Below are 25,746 nucleotides of genomic sequence, written 5' to 3'. Positions count from 1 at the left end.
TGTTTCAGCCTGCGGTGATGTTCAGGGCTTGTTTGCCTTTCGGGCCCTGCGCGATATCGAAAACGACCTTCTGCCCTTCTTTCAGGGTCTTGAAGCCGTTCATCTGGATGGATGAAAAATGTGCGAAAAGGTCTTCGCCCCCGTTGTCGGGGGTAATGAAGCCAAAGCCCTTGGCGTCATTGAACCATTTGACCGTCCCCGTCAGCTTTTGTGACTCTCCGGTGTTTTCGATGGATTCCGACATGCAAACTGCCTCTCGACTATAGTGTAGGGTTTGAACGGACCCCGGCTGTCTTTGACGGACGGCCTACGGGACACGACGATCATGCTGAATTCCGCATCGTTCAGTCAACTATGGAAACCACTAGGTTTTGATCCACATGCCGACCGATATTCAAAATCAGCAGCAACTGGTGCGTGAAACCGCGCCGGTGCGCCTCGCGCCGCCGCCGATGTATCAGGTCGTGCTGCTGAACGACGATTACACGCCGATGGATTTCGTCGTGCTCGTGTTGCAGCGGGTCTTCCACAAGGGCGGCGAAGAAGCCGAACGCATCATGCTGCAGGTCCACCACGAGGGCCGGGGCGTCTGTGGCATCTATACCCGTGACGTGGCCGCCACCCGGGTCGACGCCGTGCTGCATCTGGCCCATGCCGATCAGCACCCCCTGCAATGCCTGATGGAACCCGTGCCGTTTTTTTGACGCAACGGTTCAGTCGGGCCCTTTCCCTCTCCCCCAACGCAGTGTCCGAGCGGCGCTTAGGGACGATCCCGAGTCCCCATGCGCCAAACGGCGGACTGTTTTAGTCATAGAATAGGCATAACGGATTGCTTGATCCGCTCCGATATGCAATGGAGGAAGCGTGATTTCCGAAGAACTCGAAGTCAGCCTGCACATGGCGTTCGTCGAGGCCCGCGCCGCCCGACACGAATTCATCACCGTGGAGCACTTGCTGCTGTCCCTGCTGGACAATGCCTCGGCCGTCGAAGTCCTGCGCGCCTGCGCGGCGGACATCGAACTGCTGCGTCAGGACCTGCGTAAATTCATCGTCGAAAACACGCCGGTCTTTCCCGGCGAGGGCGACGTCGACACGCAACCCACGCTGGGGTTCCAGCGCGTGATACAGCGCGCCATCATGCACGTGTCTTCCAACGGGTCCAGCAAGAACGCCGTGACCGGCGCCAACGTGCTGGTCGCCATGTATGGCGAAAAGGACTCGCACGCGGTGTATTTCCTGGTGCAGCAGGGGGTGTCCCGGCTGGACGTGGTCAATTACCTGTCCCACGGCATCACCAAAGTCTCCGAGGAACCTCCGGCGGCGGAAAATCCGCGCCTGGAGCCGCCTGCCGCCGACCCCAAGGCCGAGCAGCAGAAGTCGCCCCTGGAAACCTACGCCACGGACCTCAACGCCGAGGCCCTCAAGGGCCGCATCGATCCGCTGATCGGTCGCGAGGACGAGGTCGAGCGCGTCATCCAGGTGCTGTGCCGTCGGCGCAAGAACAATCCCTTGCTGGTGGGCGAGGCCGGGGTCGGCAAGACCGCGATCGCCGAGGGCCTGGCGTGGCGCATCACCCAGGGCGACGTGCCCGAAGTCCTGAACGAGACCCAGGTCTACGCGCTGGACATGGGCGCGCTGCTGGCGGGCACCAAGTACCGGGGCGATTTCGAACAGCGCCTGAAACTGGTGCTCAAGGCCCTGAAAGACAACCGCCACGCGGTGTTGTTCATCGATGAAATCCATACGCTGATCGGCGCGGGCTCCGCGTCGGGCGGCACGCTGGACGCCTCCAATCTGCTCAAGCCGGCGCTGTCCTCCGGCTACCTGAAGTGCATCGGGGCGACCACCTACACCGAATACCGCGGCGTCTTTGAAAAAGACCACGCGCTGGCGCGGCGCTTCCAGAAGATCGACGTCCCCGAACCGACCGTCGAACAGACCATCCGCATCCTGCGCGGACTGAAAGCGCGCTTCGAGGCCCATCACCAGGTGCGCTATTCAGGGGCGGCGATCACGGCGGCGGCGGAACTGGCTGCGCGTCACATCAGCGACCGCTTCCTGCCCGACAAGGCCATCGACGTGATCGACGAGGCCGGCGCCGCCCAGCGCCTGCTGCCCAAGTCGCGCCAGAAAAAACTCATCGGCCGCACCGAGATCCAGACCACGGTGGCGCGCATCGCCCGCATCCCGCCGCAGAACGTGTCCACGGACGACCGCAACAAGCTCGCCACGCTGGAACGCGACCTGAAGGCCGTGGTGTTCGGCCAGGACCAGGCGATTTCCGCGCTGGCCGCCTCGATCAAGATGGCGCGCTCGGGCCTGGGGCGCCCCGACAAGCCGATCGGCTGCTTCCTGTTTTCCGGCCCCACGGGTGTGGGCAAGACCGAGGTTGCGCGCCAACTGGCCTTTGTCCTGGGCATCGAGCTGCTGCGCTTCGACATGTCCGAATACATGGAACGCCACACCGTGTCGCGCCTGATCGGCGCACCGCCGGGTTACGTCGGTTTCGACCAGGGCGGCCTGCTGACCGAGGCCGTGACCAAGCAGCCGCATTGCGTGCTGCTGCTCGACGAAATCGAAAAGGCGCATCCGGACGTCTACAACATCCTGCTGCAGGTCATGGACCACGGCACGCTGACCGACAACAACGGCCGCAAGGCCGACTTCCGCAACGTGATCCTGGTGATGACCACCAATGCGGGCGCCGATACGCTGAATCGCAACAGCATCGGCTTCGCCGCGCCGCAGCGCAGCGGCGACGAGATGGCCGAAATCAAGCGTCAGTTCACCCCCGAATTCCGCAACCGGCTGGACGCGATCATCGGTTTCGCGTCGCTGCCGCGCGAGGTCATCCTGCAGGTCGTGGACAAGTTCCTCATGCAGCTCGAAGACCAGCTTCACGACAAGCACGTCGAGGTCCTGTTCACGCAGGCGCTGCGCGACCACCTGGCCCGGGCGGGCTTCGATCCGGCGATGGGCGCGCGGCCCATGCAGCGCCTGATCCAGGACACCATCCGCCGGGCGCTGGCCGATGAACTGCTGTTCGGCCGTCTGGTGCACGGCGGGCGGGTCGAGGTCGGCCTGGACGCCAACGAACAGGTCGTGCTGGTCTTCCCCGAAGGGGACCAGGGGGCCGTGCCCGAGCCTTCCCGGCCCGAGCCCGAGCTCGTGGACTAAGGCCCATGCACGTGAACAGGCCTTGATGCCGCGCGGGCCCCTGATCGCCTGCCCGCATTGCGACACGCTGCACGTCCGGCTCGATCCGGGCGCGCGGGGTCGGGCCGAATGCCGCTGCTGCGGTACCGAACTTTACCGGCGCGGCTGGCTGTCGCTGGATCAGTGGGTGGCGCTGGGTTGGACCAGCCTGCTCGTATTCGCCATCGCCCAGTGGTTTCCCATCGTCCACCTGTCGATCCAGGGGCTGGATCTCAGCCTGACCTACTGGCAGGCCCTGCGCCTGTGCTGGGATCGCGGCTATTACGGGGTCTCGGTGATGACCGGGCTGGTCGGGTTCTGGTTTCCGCTGCTGCGGATCGCCTTGACCTTGTGGGTGATGCAGGCGATCGCGCTGCGGCGCCCGCCGCCTGACCTGGGCCGCGTGTTGCGCCTGCTGGGGCGGCTGGCGCCCTGGTCCATGGCGACGGTGCTGATCCTCGCCATTCTGGTGTCCATCGTCAAGGTCGCCGGCCTGGCGCGCCTGCAGGTCGAACCCGGCATGCTGGGTTTCCTCGCACTGTGCTTCCTGCTGTCCGGACTCAGCCGCTGGGATGCGCGCGCGCTATGGCGTCAGGCGGAGGATGCCGGCCTGGTGCCGGTGTCCGGCGCGCAGGGGCAGGGCCGGGTATGCGACGCCTGCGGCTGCGTCCAGCCCCATCCGCCGTCCGGTCGCTGCCTGCGTTGCGCCGCGGGCATGGATCATGTCCGTCACGGCAATGCGGCGCAAGTCTGGGCCCTGGTGCTGGCGGCCGCCATTTTCTACATTCCGGCGAATGTGCTGCCCATCATGGAGATCCGGACGGTGCTGGGCAGCAGCGGCCACACCATACTGGGCGGGGTGATCGAGCTTTGGCAATATGGTTCCTGGGATCTGGCCGTGATCGTCTTCGTCGCCAGCGTGCTGGTGCCGGTGACCAAGTTGTTCGCACTGAGCTTTTTGCTGCTGCGCAACCGGCCCATGGACGCGCGCGTCCAGCGACAGCGCACGCGCCTGTATGCCGTGGTCGAGTTCATCGGCCAGTGGTCCATGCTGGATGTCTTTGTCGTCGTGCTCATGGCCGGCATGGCGAATTTCCCGGGCCTGTCGCAGATCAGCGCCGGGCCTGCCGCTCTGAATTTCGGTGCTGTGGTCGTGCTCACGATGGTGGCTGCGATGCGCTATGATCCGCGTCGAGGCTGGGACGCTCTACGGGACGCCCGGCGGCCAAAGGAAACCCATGGATACTGAGGACACGCCTACCCAGACGCCGCGTGATGCGGCCGGCGCCGAGCGCCCCGCCGAGCGCGTCGTGGCGCCCGTGATCCGGCCCGGCCGGTCCCTGCACTGGTCCTGGGTCTGGCTGGTGCCGCTGCTGGCGCTGGCGGTGGGCTTGTCCCTGCTGGCTTCGGTCTGGGTCCGCAACGGGCCGGTGATCACCATCAATTACCTGTCGGCGGCCGGCGTCGAGGTCGGCCAGACCAAGCTGCGCTACCGCGACGTGGTGGTGGGCGAGGTGTCGGACGTGCGCGTGGCCGGAGACCGCCAGCACGTGCAGGTGGACGTGCAACTGCGGCGCGAGGGTTCGGAATACATCACGCAGAAGGACTCCAAGTTCTGGATCGTCCGTCCCCAGGTCAGTCTGGCGGGGGTCTCCGGGCTGGACACGCTGCTGTCGGGGGTCTATCTCAGCGTGGACGCGCCGACCGTGCAGCCCAAGGGCTCCCCGGTCTACGAATTCGAGGGCCTGGGCAATCCGCCGGAGGTGCTCAGCGGCCAGGTCGGCACCCGTTTCGTGCTGCACTCGGATTCGCTGGGTTCATTGCGGGTCGGGTCGCGTATCCATTACCGCCGCATCGAGGTCGGCCGTGTCGTCAGCTACGAGATGGCGCCCGGCGGCCGCTCGGTCAATCTGCACGTCTTCATCGAAGCGCCCTATGACCGCTATGTGACGCCGGATACGCGTTTCTGGAACGACAGCGGCGTGGATATGTCGGTCTCGCCGGACGGTGTCCAGGTGCGCACCAGCGGCCTGTCGGCGATCCTGGACGGCGGCATTGCCTTTGCCCAGGCGGACGAGTCCACCGCCTACGAGGGGACCGTGGATTCCGCGCCGGCCGCCGCCGGCAGCGCGTACCGGCTGTTCGATACGCGAGACGATGCGCTGGCCGACCCGGACGGCGATCCCGTGCCCATCGAATTGCGCTTCGACCAGTCGATCCGGGGCCTGAGCCTGGGGGCGGGCGTCGATTTCCGCGGCATTTCGATCGGCAAGGTGATCGACATCGATCTTGCTTTCGACAGCGAGCGCAAGCGCTTCTATTCCCGTGTGCGGGCTCAGCTCTATCCGATGCGCTTCAACAAGGCCTACCTGGAATTGATGCAATCGGCCGGCGGCCTGGGGGGCGAGGCCCTGCTGAAACCGCTGATCGAGCGCGGCTTGCGGGCCCAGTTGCGTACCGCCAGCCTGCTGACCGGCCAGCAGTACGTGGCGCTGGATTTCTTTGCCGGCGAGGCGCACAAGCCGCCGGTGATTCCAGGCGGCTCGGACCGGCACGAGGGTTATCTGGTGCCCACGGTGCAAGGGGATTTCGACCGGCTGCAGGGGCAGATCGGCAATATCGTCACCAAGCTGGACAAGCTGCCGATCGAGACGATCGGCCGCGACCTGGGCGACAGCCTGTCGTCCCTGAACCGCCTGCTGCGGCGCCTGGACTCCCAGGTGGCGCCTCAGGCGAGCCGGGCGCTGTCCTCGGCCACCACGTCGCTGGACCGTATCGGCGAGGTGCTGGCCCCCGACGCACCCCTGCTGGGCGGGCTGCGGGACACCCTGAGCGAACTGGACCGGGCGGCACGGGCCTTGCGCCTGCTGGCGGATACCTTGCAGGCCCGGCCCGACGCCCTGATCCGGGGGCGGGCGCCCGATGCGCTGCACTGATGAGGACAAGCATGAGGACTGCGCCATGAAACGGACGATATCGACCTGGGCATGCCGGCTGGGTCTGGCCGGCTTGCTGGCGGGATGCGCGGCGCCGCCGATCCAGTACTACAGCCTGGCGGCGCCCGCGACGGATCAGCCGGTATCCGGCGTCGCCGGCGCGGCGGCGCAGGGGGGGCTGTCGCTCGCGGTGACGCGAATTCCGGTCGAGGCCGAGCGTCTCCAGCTGGTGGTGCGTGACCCGGCCCGGGACCCGGCGGTGCAGGTGCTGAACGATTCGCTCTGGGCGGCGCCGCTGGGCGACCAGATCCGCGCCGCTTTGGCGGATGGACTCGGCCGCCGGCTGGGGGCCGTGGACCCGCGGCGGCTGTCAGAGGCGCAGGCACGGTCCGTGCGGCGTATCGAAGTGCGGATCGACCGTTTCGACCTGGTCTGGGGGCGTTTTGTGGCGCTGGACGCGGACTGGACGGATCGCGCGCCCGGGGCGGACCGGTCCCGTGTGTGCCGGGCTTCGGTGCGTCTGCCTGCTGCTGCAAGTGTGGCGGCGTTGGTCGAGGCCCAGCGCCAGGCGCTGGATCGCCTGGCCGCGCTGATCGCCGCCGGCACCTCGGGCGCCCCGGCTGATTTACAAGGCGGTTCAACCCTGTCAAAATCAGGTTGTACCTAGTCATTTTCGGGTTAACCATAATGGCAAAAAAAGGTACAACTTTCTAGCATGTCGCCAGATGCAGGCAGGGCTCCCCAGCCGGCGCGACCAACGTGGAATAACCCCGAACATGGCTACTGTTACCTTGGGTGTAAAGGTCGATGAGGCGCTGCGCGAGCGCCTGAGGACCTTAGCGGAATCATTGGGCTGCACGCCGCACTGGCTGCACAAGCAGGCTTTGCTCAGCTATATCGAGGCCATCGAGCGTGGCCAGGTGCCCGCCGAGATCGACCGGCGCACGGATGCCGATTCCGCGGACGCCTCGGTGGAATCCGAACTCTTGGCGCCGTTTCACGAATTCGCCCAGGAGGTCCTGCCGCAGTCCGTGCTGCGTGCCGCGATCACCGCAGCCTACCGCCGTCCGGAAACAGAATGCGTGGCCATGCTGGTGGATCAGGCGGAATCGACGCAGCCCGATCAGGTCGATGCCCTGGCGCGCCGTCTGGTGCAGACCCTGCGCGACAAGCGCACCGGTGGCGGGGTCGAGGGCCTGATCCAGGAATTTTCGCTTTCCAGCCAGGAAGGCGTGGCCTTGATGTGCCTGGCCGAGGCGTTGCTGCGCATTCCCGACCAGGCCACGCGCGATGCCCTGATCCGCGACAAGATCAGCCATGGCGACTGGCGCGCGCATGTGGGCGAATCCCGCTCGCTGTTCGTCAACGCGGCCACCTGGGGCCTGCTGGTCACCGGCAAGCTGGTCAGCGTCAACAGCGAACAGAATCTGTCCCAGGCGCTGACGCGCCTGATCGCCAAGGGCGGCGAGCCGCTGATCCGGCGCGGCGTGAACATGGCCATGCGCCTGATGGGCGAGCAGTTCGTCACCGGCCAGACGATTTCTTCGGCCCTGGCCAACAGCCGCAAGTTCGAGGACATCGGCTTCCGCTATTCCTATGACATGCTGGGCGAGGCCGCCACCACGGCGCAGGACGCGGATCGCTACTATCAGTCCTACGAGCAGGCCATCCACGCCATCGGCAAGGCCTCCCAGGGGCGCGGCATCTACGAAGGCCCCGGCATTTCCATCAAGCTCTCGGCGCTGCACCCGCGCTATTCGCGCGCCCAGCGCGACCGTGTCATGGACGAGCTGCTGCCGCGCATGGTCGAACTGGCCGCGCTGGCGCGCCGCTACGACATCGGCCTGAACATCGACGCCGAGGAAGCCGACCGCCTGGAGCTGTCCCTGGACCTGCTGGAAGCCCTGTGCTTCGATGAACGTCTGCGCGGCTGGAACGGGATCGGCTTCGTCATTCAGGCCTACCAGAAGCGCGCACCCTTTGTGATCGATTTCGTGATCGATCTGGCGCGCCGCAGCAAGCATCGCCTGATGGTCCGCCTGGTCAAGGGCGCCTACTGGGATTCCGAGATCAAGCGCGCCCAGGTCGACGGCCTGGAAGGCTATCCGGTCTACACGCGCAAGATTCACACCGACGTGTCCTACCTGGCCTGCGCGCGCAAGCTGCTGTCCGCCCCGGAAGCCGTCTTTCCCCAGTTTGCCACCCACAACGCCCAGACGCTGGCTTCCATCTACCACATGGCGGGCGAGAACTACTATCCCGGGCAATATGAATTCCAGTGCCTGCACGGCATGGGCGAACCGCTGTACGAAGAAGTCGTCGGTCCGGTGTCCAAGGGCCGCCTGAACCGGCCCTGCCGTGTCTACGCCCCCGTGGGCACGCACGAAACCCTGCTGGCCTATCTGGTGCGCCGTCTGCTGGAAAACGGTGCCAACACGTCCTTCGTCAATCAGATCGGCGACCGCGACCTGCCGATCGAGACCTTGATCGCAGACCCGGTCCGCAAGGCCCGCGCCCTCCAGCCCCTGGGCGCGCCGCACGACCGCATCCCGCTGCCGCGGGACCTGTACCGGGCGCACGAAGACCGCGCCAATTCGGCCGGCCTGGACCTCAGCAATGAGCATCGCCTGGGCTCGCTGGCGGCTGCGCTGCTGGGCGGCGCGACTCAAACCTGGCGCGCTGCGCCGGCCGGTCTCGAATGGCAGGATGAGCGCGCATACGCCGTCCTCAATCCGGCGGACCGCCGCGACGTGGTCGGCCAGGTGATCGAGGCTGATGCGACCGACGTCCAGGCCGCCCTGGGGCGGGCCGAATACGCCGCACCGATCTGGCAAGCGACGCCGGCCGCCGAACGGGCGCAGTGCCTGCGGCACGCCGCGCAGTTGATGGAAGACGAAATGCAGTCGGCCATCGGCCTGATCGTGCGCGAGGCGGGCAAGTCCTTCCCCAACGCCATCGCCGAAGTCCGCGAAGCCGTCGATTTCCTGCGCTACTACGCCGTGCGCATCGAGGAATCCTTCTCCAACGACAGCCACCGACCGCTGGGCCCGGTGCTGTGCATCAGCCCCTGGAACTTCCCCCTGGCCATCTTCACCGGTCAGGTGGCCGCCGCGCTGGCCGCCGGCAACGTCGTGCTGGCCAAGCCGGCCGAACAGACCAATCTGATCGCCGCCTACGGCGTGTCGGTGCTGCATCGCGCCGGCGTGCCGGCCGATGCGGTCCAGTTGCTGCCGGGCCGGGGCGAGACGGTGGGCTCGGCCCTGGTCGCCAGCCCGGCGGTGCGCGGCGTCATGTTCACCGGCTCGACCGAGGTCGCCCGCTTGATCGCCGCCACCCTGGCGGACCGCCTGGACGGCAACGGCCACCCCGTGCCGCTGATCGCCGAGACGGGCGGGCAGAACGCCCTGATCGTGGATTCCTCCGCGCTGACCGAACAGGTCGTCTTCGACGTGCTGAACTCGGCCTTCGACTCGGCGGGCCAGCGTTGTTCCGCGCTGCGCGTGCTGTGCGTCCAGGAGGACTGCGCCGACCGCACCCTGACGATGCTGCGCGGCGCCATGAATGAATTGCGCGTCGGACGTCCCGAACTGCTCTCCACGGACATCGGTCCGGTGATCGACGCCGAGGCCCGGGCCGTGATCGAGCGCCACGTCCAGGCGATGCGGGCCGCCGGCCACACCGTCGATCGGCACCCGATGGACGAGGAACAGACGCGCCAGGGCACCTTCGTGGCGCCGACCTTGATCGAAATCTCCGACATCGCCGAACTGGAACGCGAGGTCTTCGGCCCCGTCCTGCACGTGCTGCGCTACCGCCGCGAAGACCTCGATGCGGTGATCGATGCCATCAACGGCCGGGGCTACGGCCTGACCTTCGGCGTCCATACCCGCCTGGACGAGACCGTGCGTCACGTCACCGAGCGTATCCAGGCGGGCAATATCTACGTCAATCGCAACATTGTCGGCGCCACCGTGGGCGTGCAGCCCTTCGGCGGCGAGGGCCTGTCGGGCACCGGCCCGAAGGCCGGCGGCCCCTTGTACCTGCAGCGCCTGCTGTCGGCTGCGCCCGGTTACCTGCCGGTTGAAGGCATCGTGGGCAAGGGCGCCCGGCCGCTGACGCTGCCCGGCCCCACCGGCGAGACCAATCAGTACCACCTGAAACCGCGCGGCACGGTGCTGTGCCATGCCGCCAGCGCAGCCGGCGCGCAGGCGCAACTGGACGCCTGCCAGCGCACGGGCAACGAGATGCTGTGGGTGGATCATCCGGAAGTGCGCGCGTTCCACGCCGCGCATCCCTCGAGTGCCGCCGTGCGCTGGGTGGCCGCGGACGCCGCCGTCCCGGCCGACTTCCAGGCAGTGCTTTACGAGGGCGACAGCGACGGCCTGCAGGCCTTGACCCGCGCGATCGTCGGCCGTCCCGGCCCGATCGTCCCGGTGCTGGCCCGCCGCGCCGATGAACTGTCCGCCGGCCGCGCCTATCCGCTGGAAATGCTGGTCCGCGAGGTCTCGGTATGCGTGAATACCGCTGCTGCCGGGGGCAACGCCAGCTTGATGATGGTAGGGTAAAAAAAACATAAGGGTGCTTGCCGGCACCCTTATGTCACCTGCTGAGCACGGATCAATCCTGCCGATCGGTCACTTCCACCAGGTGGTAGCCGAACTGGGTGCGGACCGGTCCCTGGACCACGCCCACCGGCGCGCTGAATACGACTTCGTCGAATTCGCGTACCATCTGGCCGCGGCCGAAAGTGCCCAGATTGCCGCCGTCGCGGCTGGACGGGCAACTGGAGTGTTCACGGGCGACCTGGGCGAAGTCGGCGCCGCCTTCGATGTCGGCCTTCAGCTTCAGGCACTGTTCTTCGCTGTCGACCAGGATGTGGCGGGCGGAGGCTTGGGTCATGAGATTTTCCTGTGTATGAAAGAAAGGGTGATGCTTGAGAAGACGGTACTTGAAAAGCAATCCCTATAGCTTAACCCGAAGCTTGACTCGAACGTCCGGCCGTCCGGCGCCGGCCGGTGGATTGCGGCGGACGCACAGCAAGAGGACTGCGTTGTGACGAACCCCTCCGTAACGGCATACCGCCTCGATCGCCGCGACGTGTGGCTGGGCTTCAGGCAGTTGCTGCCCATTTCCCTGTTCGTCGTGATTTTTGGCCTGGCGTTCGGACTGGCCGCCGTGCAGTCCACGATGGACGGCGCCTCGGTCGTGCTCATGAGCGCCCTGGCCTTTACCGGTGCGGCGCAGTTCGCCGTGCTGGACCTCTGGGGCGCCAAGGTGCCCCTGATTCCGCTGGTCGTCACGGTTTTCGCCGTCAACGCCCGCCATCTGCTGATGGGGGCCACGCTCTATCCGTGGCTGCGTCATCTGCCGCCCGGGCAACGCTACGGCGTGATGCTCGTCGCCTCTGATGCCAACTGGGCCATGTCCATGCAAGCCTTTGAGCGGGGCGAGTCGGGCCTGGGCCTGCTGCTGGGCGGCGGTCTTGCCCTCTGGTCCTCCTGGGTCCTGGGCTCCTGGCTGGGCCTTTATTTCGGCAGCGCCATCCACGATCCCGTGAGTTGGGGCCTGGACATGGTGATGGGCTGCTTTCTGCTGGCGATGGTGGTGAGCGGGCAGAAGAATGCGCGGATGTTCGTCATCTGGGTCGTCGCGGCCGGCGCTTCATTGCTGGCGTACTGGTACCTGCCGGAAAACAGCCATGTCGTCGTGGGCGCCCTGGCGGGCGGGGGCCTGGGCGCGTGCTGGACAGAGGACAAGTCATGAGCATCGAAACCTCCGCGCTCGGCACCTTGCTCATCATCCTGATCATGGCGGTGGTGACGCTGGCCACTCGCTGGGGCGGGATTTTCGTCATGTCCTTCGTGCCCATCGGGCGCGGAGTGCGCCGCTTCATCAGCGCCATGTCCGGCTCGGTGCTGGTGGCCTTGCTGGCGCCGCTGGCGGTCAACGGCGATCATGGCGCGCGGCTGGCGCTGCTGAGCACGGCGGTCATCATGCTGCTGCTGAGAAAACCGCTGCCGGCGATCGCCGCCGGCATCGCGGCGGCGGCGCTGTACCGGCATTTTTTCTAGATCAGTGCCCCAGATAGGCCGCCTGGATTTCCGGCGAAGACAGCAGCTCGCGTGAGGAGCCTTCGTGCGAGAGCTTGCCGACTTCCAGCACATAGCCGCGGTCGGCCAGTTTCAGCGCCATGCGGGCGTTCTGTTCCACGATCAGAATGGTGACGCCCGTGTCACGCACGTCGCGCAGCACCTGGAAGATGTTGCGCACGATGATCGGCGCCAGGCCCAGGCTGGGTTCGTCCAGCAGCAGCAGGCGCGGCTTGGTCACCAGGGCGCGGCCGATCGCCAGCATCTGCTGTTCGCCGCCCGACAGCGTGCCGGCCAACTGGGCGCGGCGCTCGTACAGGCGCGGGAAAATCTTGTAGACGTGTTCGCAGCTTTCCGTGATTTCCGCCGGAGGGCGGGTGAAGCCGCCCATGCGCAGGTTTTCCGCCACGGACAGCGTGCCGAAGACGCGCCGGCCTTCGGGGGATTGACCGATGCCCAGGCGCACGATGCGGTCAGCGCCCATGCGGGTGGTGTCCTGGCCGGCAAAGGTGATCTTGCCGGAATGCGGAGTCAGCAAGCCGCTGAGCGTGCGCATCAGCGTGGTCTTGCCCGCGCCGTTGGCCCCCAGGATGGCGACGACTTCCTTTTCCTGGACTTGCAGCGAGATGCCCTTCAGGGCCTGGATGTGCCCGTAGTTGACGCGCAGGTCTTCGATTTCAAGCAGAGAAGTCATGACTGGGCCTGTTCTTCGTGGATGGCGTTCATCAGGGGATCGTCCTCGTCGTCATCGTCCTGGCCCAGGTAGGCCTCGATCACCAGCGGGTTGGTGCGGATGTCTTCGGGCTTGCCTTCGGCGATCTTCTTGCCGAAATTGATGACGACGATGTTGTCGGTGACGTTCATCACCACGCTCATGTCGTGTTCGACCAGGATGACGGTGATGCCCTGGTCCCGGATGGCGCGAATGGTGTCATTCAGACCGGCGGATTCCTGTTCATTCAGGCCGGCGGCCGGTTCGTCCAGGATGATGAGTTCGGGCTGCGCCACCAGGGTGCGCGCCATTTCGACGCGGCGCTGGGCGCCGTAGGGCAGGGACGTGGCGATTTCCTGAGCGACGTCGGCCAGGTCGAGCTGTTCCAGCACGGCCATGGCCCGTTCGACCAGAACGTGTTCCTCGCGGCGCTGGGCCGGCGTGCGCAGCAGGCCTTGCCACCAGGACTGCTTCATCTGCAGATGCTGGCCGGCGATGACGTTTTCCAGCACCGTCATGTCGGTGAACAGGCGGATGGTCTGAAAGGTGCGGCGGATGCCGGCCTGGGCGACCTGGTGGGGCGGCAGTCCGGTCATGTCGCGGCCGTGCCAGCGGATCTGGCCGTCCGTGGGCCGGTAGACGCCGGTGATCATATTGAAGACCGTCGTCTTGCCGGCGCCGTTGGGGCCGATCAGGCCGACGATCTCGCCGCGCCGGACCTGGAAGCTGAGGTCGTCGACCGCCCGCAGGCCGCCAAAGCTGATGCCGATCCGGTCCAGTTCGAGCAGGACGTCGGACGACGGGGTAGGGGACAGGGGCGAATTCATAGGGCTCCCTTGCGTGCGGGCCAGATGCCCTGCGGACGCAGAATCATGACCAGGATCATGGCGATGCCAAAGACCAGATAGCGGTATTGAGCGAATTCCGTGAAGATCTGCGGGACCACGAACATCATGGCCGTGCCCAGCAGCACCCCGGGCACCGAGGCCTGGCCGCCCACCAGCACGATGGCGAACAGCACCACCGAGTCCGTGAACTGGAAGGAACCGGGGCTGACGGCCGAGAGCTGCATGGCGAACAGGGTGCCCGCCAGGCCTGCGATGCCGGCCGACAGGGCAAAGGCGGCGACCTTGTAGTTGCGGGCGTTGACCCCCAGCGTGGTGGCGGCCAGCTCATCGTATTTGATGTAGCGGAAAGTGCGTCCCAGCGATGAGCGGTCGAGATTGCGCATCAGCCACAGCACGATGGCCAGGACCACCCAGTTCAGGTAGAACAGATCGCTTTGCGTGCCGAACATATGGCCGAAGAGCGAGGGGCCGCTGACGCCGAATAGGCCGTCGGCCCCGCCGGTCAGGCCGAACAGATTGTTCTTCATGGCCAGCACGAAGATCGCGTTGAAGCCGATGGTGACCACCAGCAGGTAGTCGCCGCGCAGCTTGACGATGGGGGCCGACAGGATCGCCCCCAGCGCCGCCGACAGCACGATGGCCACGGGGATGGTCCAGAGGATCGGCCAGTTGAAGGACAGGGACAGGATGGCGCTGGTGTAGGCGCCGATGCCGAAGAACACGGCGTGTCCCATGTCGTACATGCCGGCGCGCCCCAGCACGATGTCCTGCGACAGCGCGACGATGGCATAGATGGCGAAGATGCCGCCGATCGTGATCCAGGCGGGTGACATGATGGACGGGATGGCCAGGCCGATGATCCACAGGACGGGCCCCAGCACGCGCAGGAAGCGGGTGCTTGCGCTGGCGGGCGGGGCGACGCCGGCGGGGGTGGCAACGGACATTTCAGCGGAAACTTGCTTGGATTGAGTCATGGCTTAGACCTTTTCGGCAACGCGTTCGCCCAGCAGGCCCGAGGGGCGCACCAGCAGAATGCCGATCAGCAGCGCGAAGGTGATGGCGTCCTGCCAGGAACTGGAGATGTAGCCCGCCGCAAAGGCGTTGAACAGGCCCAGCACCAGGCCGCCCAGCATCGCGCCGGGGATGTTGCCGATCCCGCCGATGATGGCGGCGATGAAGGCATTCAGGCCGTAGGACCAGCCCATGGTGAAGAAGGTCTGGCGATAGTACAGGCCGATGAACAGGCCGCCGATGGCGCCCAGCACCGGACCGATGACGAAGACCATGGCGATGATGCGGTTGACGTTGATGCCCATCAGGCGGGCGGCGTCCTGGTCGATGGCCGTGGCGCGGATGGCGGTGCCCAGGCGCGTGTGGTTCACGAAGAAATACAGGCAGGCCATCAGCAGGAAGGCGCAGAGGATGATCAGCAACTGGACGAAGCTGAGGTACGCGCCGCCGATCTGCCAGGTGATGTTGGGCAGCAGGTTGTTGGGAAAGACCTGCACGTTGGGGGACCAGATCAGCATGATGCCGTTCTCGATCAGCATCGAGGCGCCCAGGGCCGAGACCACGGCCGACAGGCGGTGCGCCTTGCGCAGGGGCTTATAGGCGAACTGGTCCAGCAGCGTGCCCGCGACCGCCACGATGACCATGGCAATCAGGAACGCCATGACCAGCAGCACCGGGGTGGACAGGCCGCCGAAGACGCCCGAGGTCAGGGTGGTCAGGCCGATGAAGGCCCCCAGGATGCACAAGTCGCCGTGGGCGAAGTTGATCATCTTCAGCACCCCGTAGACCATCGTGTAGCCCAGGGCGATCAGGGCATAGATGCCCCCGACCGTAACCCCGTTGATGAATTGCTGGAGGATAAAGTCCATCGATCGGTTTCCGGAGAAAGCCGCGGTGCGGCAGATGCATCGCCCGTGACCGGGCGCGGTGGAAAGAGCGGCGCCCGGCCCCGAAGGGGAGCGGGCGCCGTCAGACGACGGATTTAGTTCGTCGGGTAGAGCGTCTTGTAGCCGCCGTTGGCCTGGACTTCGAAGGCCGACATCGGGCTGCCGATGCGTTCGCCCTTGTCATCCCAGGTGAAGGGGCCGGTCAAGCCGTTGAAGGGCTGCTTCATGTCGTGCAGCCAGGGAATGAGCTTGGCGGTGTCCGTGCTCTTGGTGGCTTCGATGGCGGCGAAGACCGCGCGCAGGCCGTCCGCGTTGGTGAAGGTGTAGATGCTGGGGGGCGGTGCGCCGAAGGCCTTGGTGTAGTCGGTCAGGAATTGCTTGGCTTCCGGATAGGGAAGGTTTTCCGGCGCCGGCACGTTGACGATCACAGCGCCCGCGGCGGCATTGCCGGCGATCTTGGCGAAGTTCTCGTTCTGGTTGGCGTCGCCGCCCACGAATACGGTTTCCATGCCCAGTTGCTTCATCTGGGCGCGGATCAGGCCGCCGTCGGTGTAGTAGCCGGAGAAGAACAGGACGTCGGGGTTCTTGGCCTTCAGTTTGGTCAGCACGGCGCTGTAGTCCTGGGTGCCGGCGTTGATGAAGTCCTCGCCCACGAGGTTGCCGCCCGCTTTCTTGATCGCTTCGGTCGTGGCCTTGGCCAGGCCGGTGGCGTAGCTGGAGTGGTCGCTCAGCACGGCGATGCGCTGGTACTGCTTGACCTTGACGAAGTAGTTGGCGACGAATTCGGCTTCGTCGCTGTTGGGCGGCGCGTTGCGGAAGAAGGTCTTCCAGCCGCGCTGGGTCAGTTCGTCGCTGGTGCCGTCGGAGGTCTGGATGACGTTGGCAGCGGAATAGATCGGGGCGGCGGCCAGGGCGGCGCCGCTGGTGTAGGTGCCGATCACCGCGGTCACGCCGTCGTTCACCAGCTTGCGGCCGCAAATGGCGGCTTGCGAAGCTTTGCCTTCGTCGTCGCACACGATGACCTGGATCTGGCGGCCCAGCAGGCCGCCGGCGGCGTTCTGCTGCTTGACCAGCAGTTGCACGCCGTTTTCGATGCCCTGGCCCTCGGCGGCGTATTCGCCGGTGATGGGGGCCTGCACACCGATCTTGATCGGACCGTCGGCGGCCATTGCCGTCCCGGCGCCGGTCGCCATCAGGATCGCTGCGGTGAGGGTGGAAAGTTTGGTCAGGCTGCTCATGTCTGGATTCTCCTTTGTGACGGATCCAATCGCGTGGTGGTTCGGTAGAGCGCGTGCGATGCAATCGGCCTCTTTCCGGGGGATTCCCTTGTCTCGGAGGAAAGAGGGCCGGGGCCTCTCGGGCCATGCCGCCGTAAGGACGGCAGGACCGTGCGAGGAGTTTGGTTAACCCTGTCGATCAGGTAGAACCTTTGCATGCCGCAAAAGGAACAACCCAAAAGATGGGCGAAGTATAACTACCTGAAATCTGCGAGTGCAACCAGGGAAATCGCTTAGATGAATCTCCTTGGAATCCTTCCGGAATCCTTGATTCATGCAGTTTCATTCGGTCATTCTGGACCGGGTTAATAATATATTTATAATATTTTTATAAAAACTGGGATAAACCCTGCTCAATGCCGGCCGGTGCTGCCGAAGCCGCCTTCACCGCGCTCGGTGACCGTGTCGAAGGTCTCGACCACGTGCAGGCCGACCTGCACGACCGGCTGGAACAGCAGTTGCGCGATGCGCTCGCCGGGCTGGATGTCGTAGGGGACGTCGCTGTCGTTGGTCAGCAGGACCTTGATTTCACCGTGGTAGTCGGCATCGATGACGCCGATGCCCTGGGCGACGCGGATGCCGTGTTTCAACGACAGGCCCGAGCGCGAGGCCACGATGGCCACCAGGCCGGGGTCCATCATGTTCAAGGCCAGGCCGGTCGGCACGGGCAGGCGCGCGCCGGGAGCCAGGGTCTGGGGCGCTTCCAGGCAGGCGCGCAGATCCAGCGCGGCGGAGCCGCCGGTGGCGTAGTCGGGCAGGGGCAGCGTGTCGGTGCCCAGCAGGGGGTTGACGATGCGGGCCTGGATGAGGCGTCGTTGCATGGCGAGGTTTTCCGTTCAGGGGTTCAGCCGGGCAGGCGTCCGGCAATCCAGGTGATCAACTGGCGCGCGGCCTGCAGCTTGGGCTGCCGGGCCAGGGGGTGGGCCCCTGCGTCATCGAAGATCACCAGTTCGGTGTCTTCGGCGTCCATGGCGTCCTGGGCCAGATTGCCGACGATGGCGGGGATGCCCTTGCGCGCGCGCTTGGCCTGGGCGTGTTCGGCCAGGTGGTCGGTCTCGGCGGCGAAACCCACGCACCAGGGGCCGTCGGGGAGCGCGGCGACTTCGGCCAGGATGTCGGGGTTCTGGACGAAGTCCAATTGCGGCGGCCGGCCGCCGGGCTGTTTTTTGAGTTTGAGGGCCGAGGGGTTGGCGATGCCCCAGTCGGCCACGGCCGCCACGGCGATGAACAGGTCGGCCTCGCCGGCGCGCGCCATCACGGCGGCATGCATGTCGGCGGCGCTGCGCACGGCGATGCGCTCGACGCCGTCCGGGCAGGGCAGCGCGACGGGGCCGGACACCAGGGTGACGTCGGCGCCGGCCTCGGCCGCTGCCCGGGCCAGGGCATAGCCCATGCGGCCGGACGAGCGGTTCGTCAGCACGCGCACCGGGTCGATGGTTTCGCTGGTGGGACCGGCGGTGAGCAGCACGCGGCGGCCCGCCAGCGATTTGGGCTGGAAGAAAGCGATCAGGGAGCGCAGGATCTGATCGGGTTCCATCATGCGGCCCGAACCGGTCTCGCCGCAGGCCTGCGGACCCGCGTCCGGGCCGATCAGCGTCACGCCGTCGGCGCGCAACTGCGCGGCGTTGCGCTGAGTGGCCGGGTGTGTCCACATTTCGTGGTTCATGGCGGGGGCGACCAGCAGCGGCACGGCGCCGCGCGCCACGCACAGCGTGGTCAGCAGGTCGTCGGCCAGGCCGTGGGCGGTGCGGGCCAGGAAATCGGTGCTGGCCGGCGCCACCAGCACCGCGTCGGCGCCGCGCGTCAGATTGATGTGCGCCATGCGGTTGTCCATGCGCTCGTCCCAGGCGTCCACCCAGACGGGGCGGCCGGACAGGGCCTGCATGGTGGCCGGCGTGATGAAGCGGGTGGCGGCCTCGGTCATCACCACATCGATCGTGGCGCCCTGGTCTTGCATGCGGCGCAGCAGTTCGGCCGATTTGTAGCAGGCGATGCCGCCTGTCAGCCCCAGGATGATGCGTTTGCCCGACAGGTCCATGGGGGCCTCCTTCAGGATGAGCGCGCGCGGCGGGCGCGCAGGATTTCGTCCAGGATCAAGAGCACGGCCCCGCAGGTGATGGCCACGTCGGCCAGGTTGAAGGCCGGGAAATACCAGTCACGCCAGTAGAACAGCAGGAAGTCCACGACGTGGCCGTGCTGCAGGCGGTCGATGGCGTTGCCCAGGGCGCCGCCCAGAATGCTGGCCAGGGCTGCGCACAGCAGGCGATCCGTGGTGTGGGTGTAGAGCCAGCGCAGGATCAGGACGGCCGCCGCCGCGGCGATGCCGGTGAACAGCCAGCGCTGGGCGCCGCCGCCATCGGCCAGGAAACTGAAGGCCGCGCCGGTGTTGTACAGCAGGGTCAGGTCAAAGACGGGCAGCACGGGGATGCGCTGCGCATAGCCCAGCGCGCCCGACACCCAGATCTTGGTCACCTGGTCCAGCAGCACCAGGATCAGCGCCCAGGCCAGCCAGGTCGCCATCGGCCGCACGCGGGACGCGTGCGGCACGGCCTGCGTGTCCGCCGGGCCTGCGTCCGGCCGGCGGGTCTTCTGGTCCGGCACCGGATCAGGCATGGGCGCGGGCTTCGCCATCGCCGTACAGGTTGTCCACGCAGCGGCCGCACAGTTCCGGATGCGCCGGGTCCCGGCCGACGTCGGCGCGGTGGTGCCAGCAGCGGCCGCACTTGTCGTGCGCCGTGGCCTGCACCGTGGTGTGCAGATCGCCGTCGCCCGCCACGGCCTGGGCCGCCGAGGTGATGAAGACGAACTTCAGGTCGTCACCCAGCGACTGCAGCAGGGCCAGGTCTTCGGGCTGGGCCGCCACGGTCACTTCGGCCTGCAGCGAGGCGCCGATCTTGCCTTCGGCACGCACGGTCTCGATGTCCTTGTTGACCTGGTCGCGGATCTCGCGGATGCGCGTCCATTTGGCCAGCAAGGCCTCGTCACCCTCGGGCAGGGTGGTGAAAGTTTCCAGGAAGATGCTGTCGCTGCTGCCGATCAGCTTCCAGGCCTCTTCGGCCGTGAACGACAGGAACGGGGCCATCCAGCGCAGCAGCGCATGGGTGATCTGGTGCAGCGCGGTCTGGGCGCTGCGGCGCGCCAGGCTCTTGGGGGCCGTGGTGTAGAGGCGGTCCTTGAGCACGTCCAGGTAGAAGCCGCCCAGATCCTCGGAGCAGAACAACTGCAGCTTGGCGGCTACGGGGTGGAATTCATAGACCTGATAGTGGCCGAGGATGTCCTGTTGCAACTGGGCCGCGCGCGCCAGGGCGTAGCGGTCGATCTCCAGCAGATCCTCGTAGGCCACGGCGTCCGTCGCCGCGTCGAAATCGCTGGTGTTGGCCAGCAGGAAGCGCAGCGTGTTGCGGATGCGGCGGTAGCCGTCCACCACGCGCGCCAGGATCTTGTCGTCGATGCCCAGGTCGCCCGAATAGTCGGTCGAGGCCACCCACAAGCGGATGATCTCGGCGCCCATCTTGCCGCTGACTTCTTGCGGCGCCACGGTATTGCCGAGCGACTTGCTCATCTTCTTGCCCTGGCCGTCCACGGTGAAGCCGTGGGTCAGCAGCCCGCGATAGGGCGCGCGGCCGAAGATGGCCGAGGCCAGCAGCAGCGAGCTGTGGAACCAGCCGCGATGCTGGTCGTGGCCTTCGAGGTACAGATCGGCCTCGGGGCCGTTGTCGTGGTGCATGGCCGGATGCGAGCCGCGCATCACGTGCCAGAAGGTCGAGCCGGAGTCGAACCAGACCTCCAGGATGTCGGTGCTCTTGGTGTAGTGCCTGGCGTCTTCGGCGCCCAGGATGTCCTCGGCCGTGACGCGGCTCCAGGCTTCAACGCCGCCTTGTTCGACCATGTCGGCCGCCTGGTCGAGGATTTCCATCGTGCGCGGGTGCAGTTCGCCCGTATCCACGTGCAGGAAGAACGGGATGGGCACGCCCCAGCTGCGCTGGCGCGAGATGCACCAGTCGGGCCGTCCCGCGATCATGTCGCGCAGGCGGATCTTGCCGTTTTCGGGGTAGAAGTGGGTCTGCTCGATGGCTTCGAGCGCGATCTGGCGCAGCGTCTTGGCGGGTTTCTGGGCCGGGTCGGTGAACACGCCTTCGCCCTCGTCCATGCGGACGAACCACTGCGCGGCGGCGCGGTAGATCACCGGCGTCTTGTGGCGCCAGCAGTGCGGGTAGCTGTGGCTGAGGGTGGTGGTGTCCACCAGACGGTCGGCGTCCTTCAGGGCGTCGAGAATGGCGGGCACCGCCTTCCAGATGTGCTGGCCGCCGAACAAGGGCAGATCGTCCGCGTAGACGCCCTGGCCTTGCACGGGGTTGAGGATGTCTTCGTACGCCAGGCCGTTGGCCAGGCAGGAATTGAAGTCGTCCAGACCGTAGGCGGGCGACGAGTGCACGATCCCCGTGCCGTCCTCGGCCGTGGCGTAGTCAGCCAGATACACGGGCGAGATGCGGTCATAGCCCGGGTGCACGTGCGCCAGCGGATGCTTGAAGGGCATGTGATCCAGCTTTTCACCCAGGGCCGTGGCGATGACGCGGCCTTGCAGTTTCCAGCGTTCGAGGCACTTCTCGACCAGCGCCGAGGCGACGATGAGCAGGCCGCGCTCGGTGTCGACCAGGCTGTATTCGAGGGCCGGGTTGACGTTGAGCGCCTGATTGGCGGGAATGGTCCAGGCCGTGGTCGTCCAGATGACGATGAAGGCCTGCTTGTCGAGCGCATCCAGGCCGAAGGCGGCCGCCAGCCTGGCAGGCTCGGCGGCAGGGAACATCACGTCCAGCGTCTGGCTTTTCTTGTCGGCGTATTCGATTTCGAATTCGGCCAGCGATGAAGCGCAGTCGAAGCACCAGTACACGGGCTTGAGGCCGCGATAGACGAAGCCGCGTTGCATCACCTTTTTCAAGGCGCGCAGCTCCAGCGCTTCGTTGGCGTGGTTCATGGTCTTGTAAGGGTGATCCCAGTCGCCCAGCACGCCCAGGCGCTTGAAGTCCACCATTTGCTGCGCGATCTGCTCGGTGGCGAAGGCGCGGCTCCTGGCCTGCATCTCGTCGCGCGGCAGGTTGCGGCCGTGCAGCTTCTCGATGGCGTTTTCGATCGGCAGGCCGTGGCAGTCCCAGCCCGGCACGTACAGCGCGTCGAAGCCTTCGAGCTGGCGGCTCTTGACGATCATGTCCTTGAGGATCTTGTTGACCGCGTGACCGATGTGGATCTTGCCGTTGGCATAAGGCGGGCCGTCATGCAGGATGAACAGCGGCGCGCCTTCGCGGGCGTCGCGCAGCCGCTTGTAGATGCCTTTTTCCTCCCATTCCTTGATCCAGCCCGGCTCGCGCTTGGGCAGGTCGCCGCGCATGGGGAAGGGGGATTCGGGCAGGTTCAGGGTGTCTCTATAGTCCATGGGAGGCAAAATAGTCACGAGCGCCTTGCGCATCCTGGCGGATGGCGGCGGTCAGGGTGGTCAGGTCGGGAAAGGATTCCTCGTCGCGCAGGAATTCGAGGAATTCGACGCACACCAGTTTACCGTAGGCGTCCACCCGCCGATCGAGGATGTGCGTCTCCAGCAACAGCGCGCCGTCGCGGGTGACCGTGGGGCGCACGCCCAGACTGGCGACGCCCGGCAGCGGCTGCGCGTCCAGCCCGTGCACGCGCACCACATAGATGCCGGAGCGGGCCGCACAGGGGTCGGGCACGCGCAGGTTCAGGGTCGGAAACCCCAGGTCGCGGCCCAGCTTGCGGCCGTGGATGACGTGCCCGCCGATGCAGTAGGGCGCGCCCAGCAGTTCGCTGCTGCGTGCCAGATTGCCCACCGCCAGGACGGTGCGCAGCGCGGAACTGGAAATGCGCTGGCCCTGGTCATCGGCGACGTCGGCCAGGGTCTGCACCTGGTAGCCGTGTTCGCGCCCCATGCGGCGCAGCAGGTCGATGTCGCCGCTGCGCTTGTGGCCGTAGCGGAAGTCTTCGCCGACCAGCAGCCAGCGGGTGTTCAGGCCCCGGACCAGCAAGCGGCGGATGAAGTCCCCGGCGTCCATGTCGGCCAGGTGCTGGTCGAAGCGCTGGATCACGATCTGCCGCATGCCGTGTTCGGCCAGCCGGGCGGCCTTGTCGCGCAGGCTGCTGATCTGCGTGGGCACCAGTTCCGGGCGCTGCCCCTTGTGGGCGAAGAAGGCGCGAGGGTGGGGCGCGAAGGTCATCACGGTGGGCACGAGCCCGAGCGCGTCGGCCTGTTCCCGGACCTGGGCGAGAATGGCCTGATGGCCCCGGTGCACGCCATCGAAATTGCCGATGGTCACGGCGCTGGGGGCCGTGGAATCGTGCCGGGGCAGGTGGCGGTAGAGGCGAAGTTCGGTATTCACAGGCGAGAGTTTACAATTTTACGTTTATGCCCAAAGCGTTCGCTGGGCGGACGATGTGCTTTTAATACGTTGGAGACCCTGCGCATGCCGCATTCCCCCGACCGGCCGATCCGGGTGGCCATCCTGATTTCGGGCCGTGGCTCGAACATGCAGGCGTTGGCCGAGACTGTGGCCGCCGAAGGCCTGCCCGTCGAGATTTGCACCGTGCTGTCCAATCGCGCCGATGCGGCGGGGCTGGACTGGGCGCGCGCGCGCGGCCTGCCCGCCGAGGCCTTGGCGCACCGCGATTTCGCCAGCCGCGAGGCTTTTGACGCCGCCTTGCAGGCGCGGTTGGATGCGCTGGCGCCCGACTACATTCTGCTGGCCGGCTTCATGCGGGTGCTGGGCGCCGATTTCGTGCGCCATTTCGACGGCCGCATCGTCAATATCCACCCTTCGCTGCTGCCGGCCTTTCCCGGCCTGCATACCCACCAACAGGCCCTGGCCCAGGGCGTGCAATGGCACGGCTGCACCGTCCATTTCGTCACGCCGGTGCTGGATCATGGACCGATCATCGCCCAGGGCGCCATTCCGGTGCAGGCCGACGACACGCCCGACACCCTGGCGGCGCGGCTGCTGCCGGTCGAGCATCAGGTCTACACCCAGACCTTGCGCTGGTTGGCGCAGCGCCGCGTGCGGCTGGGAGCCGACGGCCGGGTCGCGGTTGCGGACATCCCGCACCGCGCCTGGGCCGGCACGACGCTTTTCCACAAGGATCATCATGAGCAGGAATGACACACGGGACGGGTCCCGTTCCCAACCGCGCGGACGCGCGGCCGACAGTGCCGACCGGGGCCGCCGTGCCGAACCGGCGGACCGCCCCCGCGCCGGGCGCGGCGACTCGCCCGCGCGCGGACCGCAGAGCCGGCGGGACGAGCAGGCGCCCCGAGGCCGGGAGGGCCGGGACGGCGGACGCGGCGGCAGGCAGGCCGGCCAGCCCGCGCGGCCCTACGTCATGGCGGCGGCGCGCATCGAGCAGGTGCGCCAGGTGCTGGGCGAAGTCCTGCAATGGAAGTACCCGGCCGACGCCGTGTTGTCGCACTGGTTCCGCGCCCATACCAATGCCGGGCTGCGCGACCGGGGCGAAATCGCCGAAGCCGTGTTCGACGTGCTGCGCCATCTGCGGCGCTATCGCCAGTTTGCCGAGATCGGCGCGGGCTCGGGCACACGGCGCCTGGCGGTGCTGGGCCTGGCGTCGGTCTGGCCGCGCGAGACCCTGGACACCGGGCTGGACGAGCCCGAGCGCGCCTGGCTGGATCACGTCCTGTCCCTGTCCGCCGCCGGTTTGCCCCGGGCGGTGCGCCACAGCGTGCCGGATTGGCTGGACGAGCGCCTGGCGGACCTGCCGGACGCCGAATCCCTGTTGCAGGCCTTGAATGCGCCCGCGCCCCTGGATCTGCGGGTCAATCCGCTCAAGGCCGAGCGCGAGGCCATGCTGGCCGCCTGGGCGGCCGGCCCCGAGGCCCGCTGGGCGGCGCAGCCGACGCCGTATTCCCCCTGGGGCATCCGCATCCAGGGACGCCCGCCGGTCAACCGCTGGAAGGCCTTTGAGCGCGGCGAGATCGAAGTCCAGGACGAGGGCAGCCAGTTGCTGGCGGCACTGGTCGGGCCCAAGCGCGGCGAGATGGTCATCGACTACTGCGCCGGGGCGGGGGGCAAGACCCTGCTGCTGGGCGCGCTGATGCGTTCCACGGGCCGGCTGTACGCTTTTGACGTGTCGGCCGCCCGCCTGGCCCGGGCCAAGCCGCGATTTGCCCGCAGCGGCCTGTCCAACATCGTGCCGGTGGCCATTGCCGAGCGCAACGACCAGCGCGTCAAGCGCTTGCGCGGCAAGGCGCATCGTGTGCTGGTGGACGCGCCTTGCAGCGGCCTGGGCACGCTGCGCCGCAATCCCGACCTGAAATGGCGCCAACACCCCGAGTCGCTGGAGCAGTTGCGCGAGACCCAGGCGGCGATCCTGCGCGACGCCGCCGCCTGCGTGATGCCGGGCGGGCGGCTGGTGTACGCCAGTTGCAGCGTCCTGCCCGAGGAAAACGAGCGGCAGGTCGAAGCCTTTCTGGCCGGGCATCCGGAATTTTCCCTGCTGGACGCCAGCACCGTGCTGGCCGACCGGAACATTGAATTGGCCCTGGAGGGACCGTTCCTGAAGCTGCGGCCCGACGTGCACGGCACCGACGGCTTCTTCGCCGCCGTGATGCAGCGCGCCAAGGCCGAGCGGCCGGCGACGGACAAGGCTGCGGAACAGGCGGATCAGGACGCCGATACCCCGGCCGAGACCGGCGATCCCGCCTGAGCGTCGCCCGGCGGTGCGTCCGTGTCGGGGTTGTCCCCCTGACGCGGGCAAACCGCGTGGGCTACACTGAGAA

At 66.8% G+C, this 25,746-nt stretch carries 22 protein-coding genes; 10 read left to right on the top strand and 12 right to left on the bottom strand.

What is annotated here, in order from left to right:
- Positions 1 to 4: 4 nt before the first annotated feature.
- Positions 5 to 244: a cold-shock protein gene (locus tag ACFO0J_RS07355; RefSeq protein WP_376812420.1), complete on the bottom strand. Its 240-nt coding sequence runs from the start codon at positions 242 to 244 to the stop codon at positions 5 to 7.
- 136 nt (positions 245 to 380) lie between these two features.
- Here ACFO0J_RS07355 and clpS point away from each other — a divergent pair, with 136 nt between their 5' ends.
- The 6 genes from clpS to putA all read left to right on the top strand — a co-directional run bounded on the left by clpS (position 381) and on the right by putA (position 10,696).
- Positions 381 to 704, top strand: coding sequence for an ATP-dependent Clp protease adapter ClpS (clpS, locus tag ACFO0J_RS07350; RefSeq protein WP_376812419.1), 324 nt, complete (start codon positions 381 to 383; stop codon positions 702 to 704).
- Between the two features lie 160 nt (positions 705 to 864).
- Positions 865 to 3,177: an ATP-dependent Clp protease ATP-binding subunit ClpA gene (gene clpA, locus ACFO0J_RS07345; RefSeq protein WP_376812418.1), complete on the top strand. Its 2,313-nt coding sequence runs from the start codon at positions 865 to 867 to the stop codon at positions 3,175 to 3,177.
- A 25-nt stretch (positions 3,178 to 3,202) separates the two neighbouring features.
- Positions 3,203 to 4,444 carry a paraquat-inducible protein A gene (locus tag ACFO0J_RS07340; protein ID WP_376812417.1) on the top strand — a complete coding sequence of 414 codons (1,242 nt, stop codon included), beginning with the start codon at positions 3,203 to 3,205 and terminating at the stop codon, positions 4,442 to 4,444.
- Positions 4,434 to 6,131, top strand: a complete 1,698-nt coding sequence (locus ACFO0J_RS07335) for a PqiB family protein (RefSeq protein ID WP_376812416.1) — start codon at positions 4,434 to 4,436, stop codon at positions 6,129 to 6,131. Before ACFO0J_RS07340 ends, ACFO0J_RS07335 begins: the two co-directional genes overlap by 11 nt.
- A gap of 25 nt (positions 6,132 to 6,156) precedes the next feature.
- Positions 6,157 to 6,798: a PqiC family protein gene (locus ACFO0J_RS07330; protein WP_376812415.1), complete on the top strand. Its 642-nt coding sequence runs from the start codon at positions 6,157 to 6,159 to the stop codon at positions 6,796 to 6,798.
- Between the two features lie 109 nt (positions 6,799 to 6,907).
- Complete coding sequence (gene putA, locus ACFO0J_RS07325; RefSeq protein ID WP_376812414.1) at positions 6,908 to 10,696, top strand: trifunctional transcriptional regulator/proline dehydrogenase/L-glutamate gamma-semialdehyde dehydrogenase; 3,789 nt, start codon at positions 6,908 to 6,910, stop codon at positions 10,694 to 10,696.
- A gap of 52 nt (positions 10,697 to 10,748) precedes the next feature.
- Here the strand turns inward: putA and ACFO0J_RS07320 are convergent, their stop codons facing one another.
- The gene (locus ACFO0J_RS07320) at positions 10,749 to 11,030 is read right to left on the bottom strand and encodes a peptidylprolyl isomerase (RefSeq protein ID WP_376812413.1); all 282 of its coding nucleotides are present in this window, start codon (positions 11,028 to 11,030) and stop codon (positions 10,749 to 10,751) included.
- Between the two features lie 153 nt (positions 11,031 to 11,183).
- Between ACFO0J_RS07320 and ACFO0J_RS07315 the strand changes: the two genes are divergently transcribed.
- A complete protein-coding gene (locus tag ACFO0J_RS07315) occupies positions 11,184 to 11,894 on the top strand; it encodes an AzlC family ABC transporter permease (RefSeq protein ID WP_376812412.1) in 711 nt (236 codons plus the stop codon).
- On the top strand, positions 11,891 to 12,202 hold the full coding sequence (locus ACFO0J_RS07310; RefSeq protein ID WP_376812411.1) for an AzlD family protein: 312 nt from the start codon (positions 11,891 to 11,893) through the stop codon (positions 12,200 to 12,202). The genes ACFO0J_RS07315 and ACFO0J_RS07310 overlap by 4 nt, the downstream gene beginning before the upstream one ends.
- 1 nt (position 12,203) lies before the next feature.
- On the opposite strand, the gene ACFO0J_RS07305 is transcribed toward ACFO0J_RS07310, so the two are convergent.
- The 10 genes from ACFO0J_RS07305 to ACFO0J_RS07260 form a co-directional block, all read right to left on the bottom strand.
- The gene (locus tag ACFO0J_RS07305; protein ID WP_465251283.1) at positions 12,204 to 12,905 is read right to left on the bottom strand and encodes an ABC transporter ATP-binding protein; all 702 of its coding nucleotides are present in this window, start codon (positions 12,903 to 12,905) and stop codon (positions 12,204 to 12,206) included.
- 5 nt (positions 12,906 to 12,910) lie between these two features.
- Positions 12,911 to 13,759: an ABC transporter ATP-binding protein gene (locus ACFO0J_RS07300; protein ID WP_376812409.1), complete on the bottom strand. Its 849-nt coding sequence runs from the start codon at positions 13,757 to 13,759 to the stop codon at positions 12,911 to 12,913.
- Positions 13,756 to 14,754 carry a branched-chain amino acid ABC transporter permease gene (locus ACFO0J_RS07295; protein WP_376812408.1) on the bottom strand — a complete coding sequence of 333 codons (999 nt, stop codon included), beginning with the start codon at positions 14,752 to 14,754 and terminating at the stop codon, positions 13,756 to 13,758. Before ACFO0J_RS07295 ends, ACFO0J_RS07300 begins: the two co-directional genes overlap by 4 nt.
- 3 nt (positions 14,755 to 14,757) lie before the next feature.
- Entirely contained in the window at positions 14,758 to 15,660 is a 903-nt protein-coding gene (locus ACFO0J_RS07290; protein WP_376812407.1) for a branched-chain amino acid ABC transporter permease, read from the bottom strand.
- Between the two features lie 113 nt (positions 15,661 to 15,773).
- Positions 15,774 to 16,916, bottom strand: coding sequence for a branched-chain amino acid ABC transporter substrate-binding protein (locus tag ACFO0J_RS07285; protein ID WP_376812406.1), 1,143 nt, complete (start codon positions 16,914 to 16,916; stop codon positions 15,774 to 15,776).
- 392 nt (positions 16,917 to 17,308) lie between these two features.
- The gene (gene dut, locus ACFO0J_RS07280) at positions 17,309 to 17,776 is read right to left on the bottom strand and encodes a dUTP diphosphatase (RefSeq protein WP_376812405.1); all 468 of its coding nucleotides are present in this window, start codon (positions 17,774 to 17,776) and stop codon (positions 17,309 to 17,311) included.
- A gap of 23 nt (positions 17,777 to 17,799) precedes the next feature.
- The gene (gene coaBC, locus ACFO0J_RS07275; protein WP_376812404.1) at positions 17,800 to 18,993 is read right to left on the bottom strand and encodes a bifunctional phosphopantothenoylcysteine decarboxylase/phosphopantothenate--cysteine ligase CoaBC; all 1,194 of its coding nucleotides are present in this window, start codon (positions 18,991 to 18,993) and stop codon (positions 17,800 to 17,802) included.
- Positions 18,994 to 19,004: 11 nt separating this feature from the next.
- Positions 19,005 to 19,568, bottom strand: coding sequence for a signal peptidase II (gene lspA, locus ACFO0J_RS07270; protein ID WP_376812403.1), 564 nt, complete (start codon positions 19,566 to 19,568; stop codon positions 19,005 to 19,007).
- Complete coding sequence (gene ileS / locus ACFO0J_RS07265; protein ID WP_376812402.1) at positions 19,561 to 22,419, bottom strand: isoleucine--tRNA ligase; 2,859 nt, start codon at positions 22,417 to 22,419, stop codon at positions 19,561 to 19,563. Before ileS ends, lspA begins: the two co-directional genes overlap by 8 nt.
- Positions 22,376 to 23,341, bottom strand: coding sequence for a bifunctional riboflavin kinase/FAD synthetase (locus tag ACFO0J_RS07260; protein ID WP_376812401.1), 966 nt, complete (start codon positions 23,339 to 23,341; stop codon positions 22,376 to 22,378). Before ACFO0J_RS07260 ends, ileS begins: the two co-directional genes overlap by 44 nt.
- 84 nt (positions 23,342 to 23,425) lie before the next feature.
- On the opposite strand from ACFO0J_RS07260, the gene purN reads away from it, so the two are divergent.
- Together purN and ACFO0J_RS07250 are read left to right on the top strand one after the other, a co-directional pair.
- On the top strand, positions 23,426 to 24,115 hold the full coding sequence (gene purN, locus ACFO0J_RS07255; protein ID WP_376812400.1) for a phosphoribosylglycinamide formyltransferase: 690 nt from the start codon (positions 23,426 to 23,428) through the stop codon (positions 24,113 to 24,115).
- 253 nt (positions 24,116 to 24,368) lie between these two features.
- The gene (locus ACFO0J_RS07250) at positions 24,369 to 25,673 is read left to right on the top strand and encodes an RsmB/NOP family class I SAM-dependent RNA methyltransferase (RefSeq protein ID WP_376812585.1); all 1,305 of its coding nucleotides are present in this window, start codon (positions 24,369 to 24,371) and stop codon (positions 25,671 to 25,673) included.
- The last annotated feature ends 73 nt before the right edge of the window (positions 25,674 to 25,746 follow it).

It is taken from the genome of Castellaniella hirudinis, assembly GCF_042651965.1.
Lineage (GTDB): Bacteria > Pseudomonadota > Gammaproteobacteria > Burkholderiales > Burkholderiaceae_B > Castellaniella > Castellaniella hirudinis.
This window is presented reverse-complemented; position numbering and strand designations above follow the sequence as displayed.

What these genes read in the sequence shown, in the direction of transcription:
- clpS (WP_376812419.1), top strand. Translation starts at nt 381, where the DNA reads ATGCCGACCGATATTCAAAATCAGCAGCAACTGGTGCGTGAAACCGCG.
- ACFO0J_RS07285 (WP_376812406.1), bottom strand. Translation starts at nt 16,916, where the DNA reads ATGAGCAGCCTGACCAAACTTTCCACCCTCACCGCAGCGATCCTGATG.
- ACFO0J_RS07355 (WP_376812420.1), bottom strand. Translation starts at nt 244, where the DNA reads ATGTCGGAATCCATCGAAAACACCGGAGAGTCACAAAAGCTGACGGGG.
- ACFO0J_RS07340 (WP_376812417.1), top strand. Translation starts at nt 3,203, where the DNA reads ATGCCGCGCGGGCCCCTGATCGCCTGCCCGCATTGCGACACGCTGCAC.
- ACFO0J_RS07300 (WP_376812409.1), bottom strand. Translation starts at nt 13,759, where the DNA reads ATGAATTCGCCCCTGTCCCCTACCCCGTCGTCCGACGTCCTGCTCGAA.
- ACFO0J_RS07330 (WP_376812415.1), top strand. Translation starts at nt 6,157, where the DNA reads ATGAAACGGACGATATCGACCTGGGCATGCCGGCTGGGTCTGGCCGGC.
- ACFO0J_RS07320 (WP_376812413.1), bottom strand. Translation starts at nt 11,030, where the DNA reads ATGACCCAAGCCTCCGCCCGCCACATCCTGGTCGACAGCGAAGAACAG.
- putA (WP_376812414.1), top strand. Translation starts at nt 6,908, where the DNA reads ATGGCTACTGTTACCTTGGGTGTAAAGGTCGATGAGGCGCTGCGCGAG.
- ileS (WP_376812402.1), bottom strand. Translation starts at nt 22,419, where the DNA reads ATGCGCAAGGCGCTCGTGACTATTTTGCCTCCCATGGACTATAGAGAC.
- dut (WP_376812405.1), bottom strand. Translation starts at nt 17,776, where the DNA reads ATGCAACGACGCCTCATCCAGGCCCGCATCGTCAACCCCCTGCTGGGC.
- ACFO0J_RS07295 (WP_376812408.1), bottom strand. Translation starts at nt 14,754, where the DNA reads ATGACTCAATCCAAGCAAGTTTCCGCTGAAATGTCCGTTGCCACCCCC.
- ACFO0J_RS07335 (WP_376812416.1), top strand. Translation starts at nt 4,434, where the DNA reads ATGGATACTGAGGACACGCCTACCCAGACGCCGCGTGATGCGGCCGGC.
- ACFO0J_RS07290 (WP_376812407.1), bottom strand. Translation starts at nt 15,660, where the DNA reads ATGGACTTTATCCTCCAGCAATTCATCAACGGGGTTACGGTCGGGGGC.
- ACFO0J_RS07310 (WP_376812411.1), top strand. Translation starts at nt 11,891, where the DNA reads ATGAGCATCGAAACCTCCGCGCTCGGCACCTTGCTCATCATCCTGATC.
- lspA (WP_376812403.1), bottom strand. Translation starts at nt 19,568, where the DNA reads ATGCCTGATCCGGTGCCGGACCAGAAGACCCGCCGGCCGGACGCAGGC.
- purN (WP_376812400.1), top strand. Translation starts at nt 23,426, where the DNA reads ATGCCGCATTCCCCCGACCGGCCGATCCGGGTGGCCATCCTGATTTCG.
- coaBC (WP_376812404.1), bottom strand. Translation starts at nt 18,993, where the DNA reads ATGGACCTGTCGGGCAAACGCATCATCCTGGGGCTGACAGGCGGCATC.